Raw genomic sequence first — 14,228 nt, 5'->3', positions numbered from 1 at the left:
GACCGCACACTCTTGTGCGTAAAAATAATATAGAATCAACTAAAGTTAGTAATGCCGCATACTTCTCAGCCTTTGACTAAGTGAAGCTGAACCAAACTCAAAAACACGCGGCAATTCCGCCTTTAGTTCAATCTGTATAATTAGGAGAAAGTCCCGCCTGTAACAGAACGGGACTTTTGATGACATGAATTAGGTATGAGATTGTATGTACTTCACAACTTCACCTACAGTTGTAATTTTCTCTGCATCTTCATCAGAGATTTCCATATCAAACTCATCTTCCAATTCCATTACCAATTCAACTACATCGAGAGAATCAGCGCCTAAATCATCTTTAAAAGATGCTTCAAGTGTAACTTCGGCTTCGTCGGCTCCCAAACGGTCAACGACAATGCGTTTTACGCGCTCCAATACATCGGACATCCGGCTCACCTCCTCTTAGGTATTATACGAAAATTACAATTAAAATGCCATAGAAGAGAGTTTTCTTTGACAACTCTTCATCGGGGCATGCAGATTGGCAACATGCTACTACATATACATGCCGCCATCCACATGCAAAGTCTGGCCCGTCATATATGAGGAAGCATCCGAGGCCAAGAACAGCACCACGTCAGCAATTTCCTCAGGCCGTCCAAGACGGGCCAGCGGAATACCGCTAAGCATATTGTCACGCAAATCATCAGCCAGTACCTGTGTCATCTCAGTATCGATGAATCCGGGAGCTACACAGTTCACTGTAATACCTCTCGATGCAAGCTCTCGAGCAGAGGATTTGGTAAGACCAATCACCCCTGCTTTAGCAGCAACGTAGTTGGCTTGTCCTGCGTTGCCAAGGACACCAACCACGGAGGAGATATTGATAATTCGGCCAGAACGCTGTTTCATCATTGGACGTGTTGCCGCCTTAAGACAATTAAACACACCCTTCAGATTCGTTTCGATCACCTGATCGAATTCCTCTTCCTTCATGCGCATGATTAAATTATCTCTTGTTATGCCGGCATTATTCACCAGGATGTCAATCTTGCCCCAAGCGCCAATCACATCCTTGATCAACTGATCTGCTTCGTCAGCGCGACCGACATTAGCCTGAACTGTAATAGCCTCCACACCTTTGGCACGAATCTGCTCAGCTACCTCAGTCGCAGCCGCTTCACTACCAGCATAGTTTACCGCCACATTAGCGCCTGCATCAGCCAGCGCCAGCGCGATACTACGGCCAATTCCGCGCGACGCTCCTGTAACGAGCGCCGTTTTTCCACTTAATGGCTTAGACATCATAGTCCTCCCTTGCAAGTATATAACCCGTTAAGGCAATGATTATACTTTTAACGGGCCTCCAAGGCTTCCGTTACAGAAGCAATCGACTCCAGGCTACTTATATTATACAGCTTAACCGTTTTGTCGATTTTTTTAACCAGTCCAGTCAAAACACTTCCCGGTCCAAACTCAACAAAAGTGTCAACACCTTGTTCCAGTAGCCATGCTACACTGTCTTCCCACAGTACCGGAGAATAGACCTGATCCACCAACAGTTGGCGGATTTCATTCCCCTCACGTATAGGTTTAGCTGTTACATTGGCCACCACCGGAATCTGAGCTTCAGAGAAAGTTACAGTCCCCAACTTGTCTGAGAGCTTGGTCGCTGCTTCCTTCATCAATGACGAGTGGAAAGGACCGCTAACCTCCAGAGTAATAGCGCGCTTGCCGCCCGCTTCCTTCACACGTTCAGCGACAGCAGCTACGCCCTCCTTCGTACCAGATACAACAATTTGTCCAGGACAATTGATGTTGGCTAGTTCGACCAGTTGACCAGACTCCGTAATATCACGGCACAATGCTGCCAATGCTTCACGATCAGCTCCCAACACAGCAGCCATACTGCCTTGTCCATCAGGAATAGCCTGTTCCATAAACTGACCACGTGCACGAACAGTCTCAACCGCATCCGCAAATGCAAGGACACCTGAAGCAACTAGCGCGCTGTACTCTCCTAGACTGTGCCCAGCTACATAATCGGGATGAATGTCCATTTTTTCCTTGAACGCTTCATACAGTGCAATGCTCGCCGTTAACAGTGCAGGCTGCGTATTGGATGTTTGCTTCAAAGCTGTGTCTGGCCCTTCAAAAACCAGTGTGCTTAGTGCGAACCCTAACCGTTCGTCCGCTTGGCGAAATACTTCTGTTGCAGCTGGAACTGCTTCATAAGCATCTTTAGCCATACCTACAGCTTGTGAACCCTGACCGGGGAATATAAATGCCGTTTTGCCCATCGTGTATGCACCTCTCTATATCCAATGCTTGTCCTGTAAAACACTACACAAATTCAATATTATATCAAAAATTCCATCTTATTACCAGACAAGAACCGACGCTCCCCAGGTCAAGCCACCGCCAAAGCCCACCATTAATACACGGTCGCCTTCCTTCATGCGGCCTTCCTCAGCTGCTTCTACTAGAGCGAGAGGGATTGATGCTGCGGATGTATTCGCATATTTATGAACATTAACAACTACCTTTTCCTCTGGCAAATCCAGACGTTGCATCGCCGATTGGATGATGCGAACATTGGCTTGATGTGGAACGAACAGATCAATATCATCTTTGGACAGCCCTGCTTTTTCCAACACATCAACCGTTGCCGTTCCCATAACACGAACCGCGAACTTGAACACTTCGCGTCCGTTCATGTAAATATAGTGCTGTTTATTCTCCAGTGTGTCTGCACTCGCAGGCAAACGCGAGCCACCAGCTTCCAGCTTAAGCAAGGTTCCACCTGCACCTTCAGCCCCGAGATCAAAGGATTGGAATCCTCTGCCTTCAGGCACTTCGCCAATCACTACAGCTCCTGCACCATCTCCGAATAGGACACAGGTATTGCGGTCGGTATAATCTGTAATCCGAGAAAGACAGTCTGCCCCAATGATTAACGCATTATTATAAATACCTGTCTTAATGAAGCTCGTTGCCGTAGCCAGTCCGTATACAAAACCCGAGCATGCCGCAGACAAATCGAAAGCCGCTGCGCCTTTGGCTCCCAGTTTGTCCTGAAGAATGCAGGCAGTTGACGGAAACGCCATATCCGGTGTAACCGTAGCTACAATAATTAAATCCAGATCCTGTGCCGTCATACCCGCGGACTCCAACGCCTTAATTGCTGCTTCATAAGCTAAATCAGATGTAGCCTGCTCTGGAGCTGCAATATGGCGCTCCTGAATCCCTGTACGGCTGACAATCCATTCATCACTTGTTTCTACGATTGCTTCCAAATCTTTATTCGTCAGAATTTTCTCAGGTACGTATTTCCCTGTTCCGATAACACCAACCGGCCGTAATTTATTCATATCGTCACTCACTTCCTGCTGATTTCCTTGGATATACTTTCCACCAACCGGTTTTGCAGGGCCGTACGAGCCTGCCTTACCGCATTTTTGACGGCAACGCCGTCAGACGAACCGTGACTTTTCAGGACGAGTCCACTCAAACCCAGCAAAGGAGCCCCACCATGCTCTTTATAATCCAATTTACCTTTCAGACTGCGGAGCTCAGGCATAATCAAGGCTGCCGCAAGCTTGGTCTTCAAGGATTTGGTGAATTGCTCTTTTAAGAGAGAAAATATGGCCCCCGCTGTACCCTCTAGTGATTTTAGCATGATATTTCCAGCAAATCCATCACACACCAGTACGTCGCAATTCCCAGTTAACACATCTCTCGATTCAACATTACCCACAAAATGGACAGGTAACTGCTCAATAAGTGGAAATGCCAACTTCGTCAGTTCATTGCCCTTCCCAGCCTCGGTCCCCACATTCAGCAGACCCACCCTTGGAGAAGCCACACCGTGAACTTTCTGACGATACAAGCTCCCCATCAGTGCATACTGGGCAAGATGCTCAGGCTTGGCATCCATATTGGCTCCCAAGTCAAGCGCCAGAATACCCTGATCGTCAATCGTTGGTATCATCGGCGCGAGAGCCGGACGTTCAATGCCCTCCATTCTTCCAACCACCAGCAACCCCGTGGTCATTAGCGCGCCTGTATTACCTGCAGATATCATGGCATCCGCTTCGCCTTCTCTGACCATTCGACCAGCTACGACCATTGAAGCATCCTTTTTGCGGCGCACTGCCTTTACAGGCTCGTCCTGCGCATCTATCGTTTCGGATGCATGGCGAATGCTGAGGTTCGTCGGCAACGCTCTACCGTTCAGAACCGATTCAATTCGTTCCCGGTCACCAACCAGCGTAATGTCCGTATCCTTCCATTCCGCCGCCGCAGATAGCGCGCCCTCTACTGTCGCCTCAGGAGCATTATCTCCCCCCATGGCATCAATGGCGATCCGCATGCTGACTTCCTCCTTCGCTATACTCTTCCTCCGTGGAGCGATAAATGACAAAGTTGCCTTGGAACACCATTTCTTCTCCTACGTAGGCGAAAACTTCCACTTTAGCCTTCCCTTTTTGTTCTGGATTTGAACGTACATATGCCTTGGCAATGCACTTCTCACCTAAATGAACCGGGCGGACAAAGCGTATATCCGCTGATGCAGTCAATGCTATCTCATCATTAATCACAGCAACGGCCAATGAATTGGCCTGAGCAAATACATAATGCCCCCGCGCAATGCCAGTACGCGAAAAAACATGTTCCTCTTTAATCTCAAAAATCGAAATACCGCTTCGATCCAACTGCAGATCAACGATATCCCCGATCACTTCATGCAAAGGCAAGGAACGAACCTGGTCGTAGGAGCGCTCAGCCATCAGCTTTAGCCGTTCCCGCAATTCGGGGATTCCCAGCTCCATCCGGTCCAGCCGAATAGTCTGAATACTCACCTTCAGCTGTCTTGTCAATTCCTGATCCGTTACGAATGGATTATCATCAATTAATTGAGTCAGCCGCTGCTGTCTCTGTCTCTTCGGCAAACGTTCGATGTCAGTGACGCCTCCTTTCCCTACAATAAACTATCGTTCAGACGACAGCTCGGGTTACTTTACTTCACTTTCTAACGGCGAAACTCCAACCGATTTGTCTTCTTGTATGTATAAAGGAACCCCTTCGGCCCTTCTTTCTTAGAACCTGGTACTAAAACAGTATATAGCATGCTGACGTAAAAAGGAAGCATGCAGACAAAAAAAGTAGCGCCTCACTGAAGTGAAGCGCTACTTTTTCTGCGAAGATTCCAAAGAATCCGCTTATCGGACATTATTGAGAGATGATCTCTCTAGCTTTGTACGTTCCGCAAACTTTGCACACATGGTGAGCAAGTTTCAATTCGCCGCATTCGGAGCATTTCACCATACCTGGTACTGCCAGTTTAAAGTGAGTACGACGTTTGTCGCGACGAGTTTTGGATGTTCTCCGTTGAGGTACTGCCATTATTCCCACCTCCTTAACCAGATCAACCCCGCATAACGGGTATGACTTCTTATCTCATTCAAGACTGAAGAAAATGCCAGAAGCAATTATCTTACAGCCGGTGAATCAAGCCTGCAACATCCACGCATCGGTTCTGTAACTCTCCGGCACAAGCGGATGATGATTTTTCAGAATTGAACTCAATTCTCATTTAAAAAAATCCTTAAGCCCTGCCAGACGCGGATCAATCTTTTCCGTATCGCCATCGCTACTGTCATCGGAGCCAATACTCCAGTTTTGTCCGGTCTTTGGTGCGATTCCCTGACAATCCTCACTGCACAAAGGCGCAAACGGCACATGCAGTACAAACAGTTCTTCACAATACGGTGCAATGTCGAAAGACTCCTCCGTCACTGCGATAAAATCGCCATCTTCATCCTCCTCTTCAACACTCGAAGAGGTTTGCTTGAACCGTTCACGGAATTCAATCTTTAAATCCTCGTGCATCGGGCTTAAACAGCGTGAGCAGAGCATGTCCAGACCTGCGGTCAACGTGCCTTCCACGTTCATCAAGCCTTGACCCAGACTAACGGCGACCAAGTCGGTCTCCAGCGGGGAAACGGCCGTAACATCAGCACGATCATCCACCAATTCACTCACATTGAGAGATTCACGGATAGGAAAAGGACCGTCACTTGTTGCTACTTTGCGAAAAAATAGTTGCATCACTATCACTCCAAACAAACAAAAATTATTATACCGACTGATCGAGTCGTTTGTCAACACCTTTCACTTTACACCACTCACAAATCCACCGGTTTTCCAATGGTTCGACAAGTTTTATGCAGAAGCAAAAATGCATTGTGCTAAACATGTACTGATGAGTATTCGTACCCCCGCCACTCTTCGTGTACAATAATGCGAGTATAAAGCTTTTTCGTCCAGGTCTCAATGGTCTTGTTCATGCCGATGCTGAAAAATCAGTATAGCTGCCCTGAAAACAATCATTCACGGGTACTTAACCATTATTGTCAAAATAGTTATCCAATAAGCTACTATAAGAAAGGAGCCGACATACGGTCTTGAAAACACTCGGTATGATTGTAGAGTACAATCCCCTGCATAACGGACATGTCCATCACTGGGAGGAATCTCTTCGCATCACTGGTGCACAGCGCACAGTGGCTGTGATGAGTGGTCCTTTCCTTCAGCGAGGTGAACCCGCGATTACAGACAAATGGTCCCGCACCGAAATGGCACTCGCCATGGGTGTGGACCTCGTTCTGGAGCTGCCTGTGGCCTATGCCGTCCAGCCTGCAGAATGGTTTGCCCGCGGAGCAATCTCCCTGCTCCATGCGACAGGCATCGTAGACGCGCTCTGCTTCGGCAGCGAGAGCGGAGACATCGCCCCGCTGCGCGCGCTGGCCCGCGTGCTGGCGGCAGAGCCGGCCGAGCTCAAGGCCGGCATCGCGCAGCGCCTGAGTAGCGGCGCGAGCTATCCCGCTGCCTACGCGGGAGCCGCAGCCGCGCTCGCGGCCGAAGGAGCGGACGGCGCTGCGCTCGCCGCCCTCATGCAGCAGCCCAACAATACGTTGGGGCTGCATTACTTGATTGCGCTGGAACGGCTGGGCAGCACAATCAAGCCCTTCACGGTAGCCCGCACGGGATCGGGCTACCATGAAGCCGTGGCCCCTGCGGACGGAGTCATCGCCAGTGCCACGGCCATTCGCCGTCTGCTGCTGGACGGCGGGCCGGAGGCCGCGTCGCCATACATACCTGCGGCGACACTGGGGATTTTGCGGCGCGAGTGGCAAGCCGGACGCGCACCGCTGCATTGGGAAGCGTTCAGCCAGCCGCTGCTGAACGCCCTGATCACACGTAGCTCGCAGCAGCTGGCGGAGCTGCACGAGGTCACCGAAGGGCTGGAGCATCGTCTGCGACAATCGCTGTACACGCTGCCCCAGCCCTCTGTGGAGGCCCTGCTCGCCGCGATCAAGACAAGGCGCTATACTCGTACGAAGCTTCAGCGGATGTGTGCACATATTTTGCTGAATCATGCCAAAGCCGATATGACTCCGGCTGAGCTGGCGAAAGGTCCGGGCTATATCCGCGTGCTTGGCTTTAACAGGGCTGGACGCGAACTGCTTGCACGTATGAAGCAGACAGCTACCCTTCCGGTATGGGTCAAGCTGTCTACCGGATCACATCCTCATCTGGACTGGGATACCGCCGCAGCCGCCATACATGCAGCCGGGATGCCACGCCCCGCCATCCGCGACATGTATGCTGATTACTTGCGACCGCCCATTATGGTTTGATGGGCAGCTTTTCCATATAATTCAGCGCATCGCCAAGCTTGCGAACCGGAACAAGCTTCATCCGGGTTCCAATTTGCTCAGCTTTGGTCTTGGCCTCTTTATAATTATCCGCAGGGACGAAAAACAAATCCGCACCCTGACGGTCAGCAGCAACTATTTTATACTTTGCACCACCAATCGCTCCAACCTGACCGTCCTTATCAATGGTACCCGTACCGGCTACACGATATCCCTTACTCAAATCACCTGGTGTCAGTTGGTTATAGATTTCCATGGTAAACATCAAACCTGCCGAAGGACCACCAACATCCGTAGATGTAAAATGAATCGTTTTACGTCCATCCTTCGGCTCTACCTTCTGTACCGTGGCAATACTGACGCCAAATCCGGAACGTTGCTTGCCCGTCTCACTGTCCGTAATGGTCGTTAAAGGAGCTTGCACGGACAGCAACTTTCCATCGCGCTTTAGCTTCACTTTAGCCATTATTCCCGGTTTTTCGTCCTCCAAAGCCTTCCGAATGGAACGATTATCGGTCACCCTCACGCCGTTCAGCTCCAATATTTCATCCCCGGGGTCAAACACGCTGCTCGATCCCGGGACCTTAAATACATACACGTAATCCGGCACAATGCGATAGGGGACATGGGCACGGGTGTAGGCAGCCTCCATCGCGGAAGATTGGGAATCCCCCATATACCATAACTGTTCTGCCGCATACTCGTCTTCACTTTTTCCATGCAGACGATCCTCTTTGCGCTGAATCTCCGAATTGCGGTCCAACTTGGACAGACCCAACATGATAACATTGGCATAACGCGCCGATACCGTCGTCATCATAAAGGCCCCCCGTTCGATGCTGTCACCCTCCCGGACTCTAACCATCGGTTTGATCTCATTTGCCCCACCTGGTCCGTAGATCAGATAAGGGGTTGGCATATAGACCAGCACATAGACCATTGCAGCCAGCATTAAGACATAACCGGTTGTAAAAAAAGCTCTTTTCCGGTTTATTCGTTTCATTGCTTCTCCCCCCTTCCAGCCTAACTTCTCCCATCTTATCCAAGTGCCTCTGTGCACCTGTTCTCAAGCCTTTCAAAAAAGCATACATTATTTACGACAACGTATACGAACAACCTATCCCAAGACAACGAACGTGAATAAACGCTGGAGATAGCATCCGACTCTCCTTAGCATATTTATGAGAGGTGAATTTTTTGATGCAAAAGGAAGCCCATTCCGCTCCTTATTGGACAACCGTACTGCTTGGCCTCGGAGCCATTTTGCTTGTACTGGCTGTTGTCGCCTCACCAGAAAAAGTATTTCAAGCCTCTACTCAAGGCCTTAAGCTATGGTGGAGTATTATTTTCCCAGCTATGCTACCTTTTTTGATGCTGTCCGAAATGCTCATCGCCTTTGGTCTAGTACATGGACTAGGTGTCCTGCTGGAGCCGTTTATGCGATTCTGGTTCCGTCTACCCGGACGAAGTGGCTGGGTGTTGGCCCTCGGCCTGACCGCGGGATTCCCGGCTGCTGCGGAAGCAGTACGCCAATGGTCACAACAGGAAGATATGACCGCGCTTCAGCTTCGACGTCTAACCGCCATCGCTCATTTCTGCAATCCGATTACCATCCTGCTCGTCATCGGGACAGGGCTACTGCACAATGCTGCCGTAGGCGTGATGTTACTTGCCGTTCACTGGATTTCCGGGCTGCTGGCAGGCTGGATCACCGCCAGACTACCTGTATCGTCCAAAGAATTGCAAAAACGGGAAACGCCAGCTGCCCTTCGGCGCACCTCAGTTTCCCGTACTTCTCCCTCCCTGATCCGATCCGCATGGGAAGCTACCCGTTCTGCCAGAGAACGGGACGGCCGCAGCTTCGGAAAACTGTTGGGCGAAACCGTATCCCATGCTGTACAGACGCTGATGGTGACAGGTGGATTCATTATTTTCTTTTCCGTACTGATTCGACTGCTGTCCATATACACAGGCCAAGGATCGCTTTCTTTCATATGGCCTGCTTGGATGGAAATCCATCTGGGTTCCTATGAAACCAGCCGTCTGCCCTACGATCTCCGTACACAAGCAGCGCTGATCAGTGCTGTGTTGGGCTGGGGCGGCCTGTGCGGCTGGCTTCAAATTACCGCCGTCACCAGACCTTCCGACAAGGGTATCACCTTCACCTTGTCACGAGTGCTCCATGGGATCATTGCTTTTGGACTTACCTTGGCGACATGGGTCCCGCTTAACCGCATCGTCAGCAATACAATTCCCGCTTACGTCAGTCGCAGTTCTGTGTCTTCTTTTGCGGAAAGCGTAAATGAATCCGGCACGCATCCTGTCATGGCCGAAGCCAGCAGCTTACTAACACAAATAGAAGGAACATCTATGTACCCCTGGCAACTAACCGTACTGTCCATTGCGCTGCTGGGTACAATTATAGTTACCCTGCTGGCCTTTTCCTTTATGACTTCATGGTGGAGCCGCCGCGATTTGCGTTGACCTTTGCACGCAGCGCGTCTTCCACCTCCGGTGCCACCAGATCTACAACCTTGCCATCAAAATGCGCAATTTCCTTCACCATACTGGAACTCAGATATGAATAAGCCGGATTGGTCATCATAAAGATCGTTTCCGCATCCGGGTTCAGCTTATGATTTGTAGAGGCTAATTGCAGCTCATATTCAAAATCAGTCACCGACCGGATTCCTCTGACAATAACTTGGGCCCCTTTTTGACGTACATAATTAGCTGTCAAATCACGGAAGCTGTCCACCTCAACGTTCGGGATATTGCGAGTTACCGTTCGCAGCAGCTCCATTCGTTCCTCAAGTGAAAACAGCGGATTTTTACTAATATTGTTAAGAACCGCGACAATCAATAGATCAAACTGTCTGGCTGCTCTTTGAATAATATCCTGGTGCCCCATTGTCACAGGATCAAAGGTTCCCGGATATACGGCAATACGTGGTTTGTGCTCAATCATGATGGTCCTCCCCGTCTGATTCGATGATGCCGAACTTGACCACTCCGGCTTCTGTATGTTCTTCGACATCCGATAAAGCATCGGCTGCAAAATGATAAATGGATAACGCCGTTTCCCCATAGACTGCTTTTCTAACCTGTTCGAACGGCCCGAAGCTTTCCGGATATTCATGTCCCGATTCATACTCCAGCACGATGATTGCATCTGAACGAAGCAAGTTCAATTCAACCATACGGCTCATCAATTCATCTCCGTGTTTGAGACGATAGGGCGGATCCAGAAAAACAGCATCAAAAAGAGCTCCACGTTTTGCCAGCGCCTTGAGCGCTCGTCCGGCATCATTGCGGAACACTTCGGCCTGTCCTTCCAATCCAGTTTTTCGCAAATTTTCTTTAATGACATCAATGCTTTTGGATTCCATATCAATAAAAACAGCCTTGTCCATCCCCCGGCTAAGCGCCTCTATACCCAGGCCGCCACTGCCAGCAAACAGATCAAGTGCGACTCCCCCATCAAAATAAGGACCTATCATGCTAAATAGCGCTTCCTTGACCTTATCCGTGGTTGGCCGCGTCCCTGTGCCGGGAACTGCCTTTAACGGCCTTCCTTTGGCACTACCTGATACCACTCTCACGCTGAAACTCACCTATTTTCTATATGTGTTCATAACCATAGATTATGACGCTATCGTACCACATGCACCGCCGTTTGAAAAACTTAGGATGAGGCAGGTATAAAAAACCATTCCCTGGGCATCCTTAGGATATCGGCATTCAACCAATGTCGTAGACAACCGCGGAGAAGACTTACGTTTCCCCATAAGCTCTTCGTCCGGTTTCTCCTCTCCCATTCGGGCGCTCTTTAAATGGAGCGCCTGATTTTTTCGCATAAAAAGAAGCTGCTTAATAGCAGCTCTATGTATCATTTTTCTATCTCGGCATTTTGTTTATTTCAGTAGTTCCTCGGGTGTATCCCCTTGATAAACATACACGTAACTCGCCACTGATACAGCAAATGTAGCAAACATAGACAACGATGTGGCTAACCCATATACCATTTTTCTCATCATTCCACTCACCTCCTTCCCCGGATCAATGTTAGGCTTTGGACCAAAAAAGCAACAGCCACTACAGAGGAACCGATTACAAAATTAGTACATACAAGCAAGGAGGATAACAGCCGCAAGAAGGGATAAAACCGTACTGGAATGCGCGACTGCTTTTCAATTCTGGACGGGGCAAAACATAAAACGAAAATGAGAGCTATTCCGGTAAACAGGTTTGTCCACCCACTATTTAAGGCAATGCAGGATATGTAAGTAAAAGCTGCTGAGGTCACCAACACACATGTCATGCCCGTTTTCAAATGAATGCCTCCTGACATTTGGCGCAGTAGGGCGAAAGCGACGAGAATCGTAACAGCCTCTACCATACGCCCCGTGAAGAATGAGGCGAATAGTGTCAACACAATGATCAGGGACGCATTCAGAATGAGAGCAAGTGCGTATTTAAGTACCGCGACAGAGGCCGGATGATCAGGCACAGTACGTTTGATCTGGTTAGCAAGTTTGAAAGCCATCGCTTCAATCATCCCGGTATTCCTTTCCGATTGCATAATAGATGAAAAATCCCGAAACCAGTGCAAAAAATATCATACTTAACCATACCTCGTTATAGTAGAGCACAATAGAAGTTGAAATGAGAGACAGGATAATCAGCGTGATGACAATGCCATATTCCTCTTTGAACTTAAGCTTCTTGAAATTAGGGGAAAAGCCGATCCCTTTTCGATACAACATCAATGAAATAAGCAGTCCTACTGCTGCGCTTACCACTTGTAGCAGATAGCCCTTCAAGGACCCATCCTGCAGCTCAGAAACCGGAAGATTGCCGAACATGACTTTTAAGAGTACCGACTGAACAACGGCATATGCAAAATAACCTGTAACCGTCATAATACCGGACCACACAATCGGAATCTTCACGACCGTAGCGAGTAAAAAAATAAAAAGCAGCATATTTACGACAGGCACCAAATACGAAAGGGAAAACTCTTCTCTAAGCATATAACTTTGCATATTCATAATCAGGTTAACAAAAATGGCCTGCCATAGATAAGGGGTCATTTTAACTTTAAAAATACTCAAAATAAGCGCAAAAACAGCGACTCCCTCAAGTGTGGAGAAAAGCAAAAAGCCGATTGGCTTCAAAAGCATGCGTGCATCTCCTTTACAATTCCAACAAACCTCATCGGTGTATTCAAAAACTTGGATGTACATCGAATATAAAGGGCTGGGAGCTACTTTTCAAGAGGTCTTTTCAATTATTTCATAAATTTATTCAAGCACTTCAACCAAATGTTATCGGATGCTGCTTCAAGTTGTAGCTTAGGCAACACTTTCTTTGACCGAATCTCCCTGCTTGCGCACAGGCTTCATACGTGATATAAGCTTTTTCCCCCAACGGATACCGGGCTGTTCAATCCACGAGTAGGTAAACCAAGATAGTCCGATGGTGACTAGCAACGTCATGATAAACATAAGTGTGAGGCTGACTAGGGGAGCAAAAGGTATTTTAACCTGTACGATTAGTCCCAGAGCCAGCATATGCGTTAAATACATGCTGTAGCTAAGGCGGCCGATCCATGACCATACCCGATTAAGCAGCCATATCGGCTGCCAGTGATACAAAGCATACGCTCCCAGCAGCAACCCGACACCTATGAGAACATCGGTCATGCCTTCTAAAAATGAAAATAGCACAGAAACAAGCAGCAAACCTCCACTGACTCGGTCTATACTTTTCCAATGCCGCTCGTCTTTCCAAATGAAAAACAACAATATACCTAGCCCAAAGACAGGCAATTGATTCGGAAACCATAAATACAGATAGTGCCCCCATAAAGAGTGATCACTAATCCATGGATATTGAACACTTACCGTATTTAGCCCCAAGCTTACCACAAGCGCCATCACGACAAACCACGTCGCATGGCGGACGGATCGGATCAGCTTAAATAATAGAGGGATAAACAGATAAAACATACATTCCACCGCAATGGACCATTCCACACCGATAATGCTGTTGATCCAGTACGGATTCAGACCATTCAAAAACAGGACATGAGCTGCGATATTGGCGGCAGTGACTCCCTCCTGATCCCCAAGCCAAAATCGTGGACCTGTCCCGTTCACAACTAAATAGATTCCTAACATCACGTAATACAAAGGAGCAATCCGAAAAAAACGACGCATCAGGTAAGCTGAAATTCTTTCACTCTTGTTACCCGAACGTCTGCTTAAGGACAAAAATAGCGTAAAAGCGCTGGCCATATAAAATAAAGCGACACCTTTGGCTCCTATACTCAAGCCTTTTTGCAACCAACCGTTTAATCCGTCCACATGCTGGCTGACATGCACAAGTAAAACTCCAATAATAGCCAGCGCCCTTAGCGTATCTACAAATTGCAGCTTGTCATCTTCCATTTTCCCCTTAGCTTCGGGCATCGTATCCCTCCATAACAGCCTCAAATGATACATTTTGTATCTATAATACACAAAATGT

Annotated in this window: 17 protein-coding genes; 2 read left to right on the top strand and 15 right to left on the bottom strand. The window is 48.5% G+C overall.

Annotation, left to right across the window (positions count from 1 at the left end; all coding sequences use genetic code 11):
- Nucleotides 1-189: 189 nt before the first annotated feature.
- The 8 genes from NSQ57_RS09600 to NSQ57_RS09565 form a co-directional block, all read right to left on the bottom strand.
- Nucleotides 190-423, bottom strand: coding sequence for an acyl carrier protein (locus NSQ57_RS09600; RefSeq protein WP_007429985.1), 234 nt, complete (start codon nt 421-423; stop codon nt 190-192).
- Between the two features lie 108 nt (nt 424-531).
- Nucleotides 532-1,281 carry a 3-oxoacyl-[acyl-carrier-protein] reductase gene (fabG, locus tag NSQ57_RS09595; RefSeq protein ID WP_039274753.1) on the bottom strand — a complete coding sequence of 250 codons (750 nt, stop codon included), beginning with the start codon at nt 1,279-1,281 and terminating at the stop codon, nt 532-534.
- Nucleotides 1,282-1,331: 50 nt separating this feature from the next.
- Nucleotides 1,332-2,276: an ACP S-malonyltransferase gene (gene fabD / locus NSQ57_RS09590; protein ID WP_342425953.1), complete on the bottom strand. Its 945-nt coding sequence runs from the start codon at nt 2,274-2,276 to the stop codon at nt 1,332-1,334.
- 81 nt (nt 2,277-2,357) lie between these two features.
- Nucleotides 2,358-3,347 (bottom strand): beta-ketoacyl-ACP synthase III, encoded by a 990-nt coding sequence (locus tag NSQ57_RS09585; RefSeq protein WP_029515009.1) that lies wholly within the window; start codon nt 3,345-3,347, stop codon nt 2,358-2,360.
- Between the two features lie 8 nt (nt 3,348-3,355).
- Nucleotides 3,356-4,348, bottom strand: coding sequence for a phosphate acyltransferase PlsX (gene plsX, locus NSQ57_RS09580; protein WP_029515010.1), 993 nt, complete (start codon nt 4,346-4,348; stop codon nt 3,356-3,358).
- Nucleotides 4,332-4,928, bottom strand: a complete 597-nt coding sequence (fapR, locus tag NSQ57_RS09575) for a transcription factor FapR (RefSeq protein ID WP_039274761.1) — start codon at nt 4,926-4,928, stop codon at nt 4,332-4,334. The genes plsX and fapR overlap by 17 nt, the downstream gene beginning before the upstream one ends.
- Nucleotides 4,929-5,208: 280 nt before the next feature.
- Nucleotides 5,209-5,382: a 50S ribosomal protein L32 gene (rpmF, locus tag NSQ57_RS09570; protein ID WP_007429979.1), complete on the bottom strand. Its 174-nt coding sequence runs from the start codon at nt 5,380-5,382 to the stop codon at nt 5,209-5,211.
- A 186-nt stretch (nt 5,383-5,568) separates the two neighbouring features.
- On the bottom strand, nt 5,569-6,087 hold the full coding sequence (locus NSQ57_RS09565) for a DUF177 domain-containing protein (RefSeq protein ID WP_342425952.1): 519 nt from the start codon (nt 6,085-6,087) through the stop codon (nt 5,569-5,571).
- Nucleotides 6,088-6,443: 356 nt separating this feature from the next.
- Between NSQ57_RS09565 and NSQ57_RS09560 the strand changes: the two genes are divergently transcribed.
- Nucleotides 6,444-7,679 carry a nucleotidyltransferase gene (locus NSQ57_RS09560; RefSeq protein ID WP_342425951.1) on the top strand — a complete coding sequence of 412 codons (1,236 nt, stop codon included), beginning with the start codon at nt 6,444-6,446 and terminating at the stop codon, nt 7,677-7,679.
- Here the strand turns inward: NSQ57_RS09560 and NSQ57_RS09555 are convergent.
- On the bottom strand, nt 7,669-8,700 hold the full coding sequence (locus NSQ57_RS09555) for a S16 family serine protease (RefSeq protein ID WP_029514737.1): 1,032 nt from the start codon (nt 8,698-8,700) through the stop codon (nt 7,669-7,671). The two genes, NSQ57_RS09560 and NSQ57_RS09555, sit on opposite strands and share 11 nt — an antisense overlap.
- A 197-nt stretch (nt 8,701-8,897) precedes the next feature.
- On the opposite strand from NSQ57_RS09555, the gene NSQ57_RS09550 reads away from it, so the two are divergent.
- Complete coding sequence (locus NSQ57_RS09550) at nt 8,898-10,181, top strand: nucleoside recognition domain-containing protein (protein WP_069011387.1); 1,284 nt, start codon at nt 8,898-8,900, stop codon at nt 10,179-10,181.
- Here the strand turns inward: NSQ57_RS09550 and coaD are convergent.
- From coaD to NSQ57_RS09520, 6 genes are all read right to left on the bottom strand, one after another.
- On the bottom strand, nt 10,144-10,665 hold the full coding sequence (gene coaD, locus NSQ57_RS09545) for a pantetheine-phosphate adenylyltransferase (RefSeq protein ID WP_029514739.1): 522 nt from the start codon (nt 10,663-10,665) through the stop codon (nt 10,144-10,146). The genes NSQ57_RS09550 and coaD overlap by 38 nt on opposite strands.
- The gene (gene rsmD / locus NSQ57_RS09540; RefSeq protein ID WP_029514740.1) at nt 10,658-11,299 is read right to left on the bottom strand and encodes a 16S rRNA (guanine(966)-N(2))-methyltransferase RsmD; all 642 of its coding nucleotides are present in this window, start codon (nt 11,297-11,299) and stop codon (nt 10,658-10,660) included. Before rsmD ends, coaD begins: the two co-directional genes overlap by 8 nt.
- Nucleotides 11,300-11,611: 312 nt before the next feature.
- Nucleotides 11,612-11,734: a cyclic lactone autoinducer peptide gene (locus tag NSQ57_RS09535; protein ID WP_023988155.1), complete on the bottom strand. Its 123-nt coding sequence runs from the start codon at nt 11,732-11,734 to the stop codon at nt 11,612-11,614.
- A gap of 5 nt (nt 11,735-11,739) precedes the next feature.
- Entirely contained in the window at nt 11,740-12,255 is a 516-nt protein-coding gene (locus NSQ57_RS09530; protein ID WP_029514741.1) for an accessory gene regulator B family protein, read from the bottom strand.
- Nucleotides 12,248-12,880, bottom strand: a complete 633-nt coding sequence (locus tag NSQ57_RS09525; RefSeq protein ID WP_029514742.1) for a hypothetical protein — start codon at nt 12,878-12,880, stop codon at nt 12,248-12,250. Before NSQ57_RS09525 ends, NSQ57_RS09530 begins: the two co-directional genes overlap by 8 nt.
- Nucleotides 12,881-13,051: 171 nt before the next feature.
- A complete protein-coding gene (locus tag NSQ57_RS09520) occupies nt 13,052-14,170 on the bottom strand; it encodes an acyltransferase (protein ID WP_069011385.1) in 1,119 nt (372 codons plus the stop codon).
- Nucleotides 14,171-14,228 lie beyond the last annotated feature (58 nt).

Source organism: Paenibacillus sp. FSL L8-0502, from assembly GCF_038593055.1.
Classification (GTDB): Bacteria; Bacillota; Bacilli; order Paenibacillales; family Paenibacillaceae; genus Paenibacillus; species Paenibacillus polymyxa_D.
Note: the sequence above shows the minus strand (reverse complement) of the source record. Positions and strands in the feature narration are given on the sequence as shown.

Excerpts from the sequence above, each read along its gene's own strand:
- coaD (WP_029514739.1), bottom strand. The coding sequence starts at position 10,665 with ATGATTGAGCACAAACCACGTATTGCCGTATATCCGGGAACCTTTGAT.
- NSQ57_RS09525 (WP_029514742.1), bottom strand. The coding sequence starts at position 12,880 with ATGCTTTTGAAGCCAATCGGCTTTTTGCTTTTCTCCACACTTGAGGGA.
- NSQ57_RS09600 (WP_007429985.1), bottom strand. The coding sequence starts at position 423 with ATGTCCGATGTATTGGAGCGCGTAAAACGCATTGTCGTTGACCGTTTG.
- NSQ57_RS09565 (WP_342425952.1), bottom strand. The coding sequence starts at position 6,087 with ATGCAACTATTTTTTCGCAAAGTAGCAACAAGTGACGGTCCTTTTCCT.
- plsX (WP_029515010.1), bottom strand. The coding sequence starts at position 4,348 with ATGCGGATCGCCATTGATGCCATGGGGGGAGATAATGCTCCTGAGGCG.
- NSQ57_RS09550 (WP_069011387.1), top strand. The coding sequence starts at position 8,898 with ATGCAAAAGGAAGCCCATTCCGCTCCTTATTGGACAACCGTACTGCTT.
- fabG (WP_039274753.1), bottom strand. The coding sequence starts at position 1,281 with ATGTCTAAGCCATTAAGTGGAAAAACGGCGCTCGTTACAGGAGCGTCG.
- NSQ57_RS09535 (WP_023988155.1), bottom strand. The coding sequence starts at position 11,734 with ATGATGAGAAAAATGGTATATGGGTTAGCCACATCGTTGTCTATGTTT.
- NSQ57_RS09585 (WP_029515009.1), bottom strand. The coding sequence starts at position 3,347 with ATGAATAAATTACGGCCGGTTGGTGTTATCGGAACAGGGAAATACGTA.
- NSQ57_RS09520 (WP_069011385.1), bottom strand. The coding sequence starts at position 14,170 with ATGCCCGAAGCTAAGGGGAAAATGGAAGATGACAAGCTGCAATTTGTA.
- NSQ57_RS09530 (WP_029514741.1), bottom strand. The coding sequence starts at position 12,255 with ATGATTGAAGCGATGGCTTTCAAACTTGCTAACCAGATCAAACGTACT.
- NSQ57_RS09555 (WP_029514737.1), bottom strand. The coding sequence starts at position 8,700 with ATGAAACGAATAAACCGGAAAAGAGCTTTTTTTACAACCGGTTATGTC.
- fabD (WP_342425953.1), bottom strand. The coding sequence starts at position 2,276 with ATGGGCAAAACGGCATTTATATTCCCCGGTCAGGGTTCACAAGCTGTA.
- rpmF (WP_007429979.1), bottom strand. The coding sequence starts at position 5,382 with ATGGCAGTACCTCAACGGAGAACATCCAAAACTCGTCGCGACAAACGT.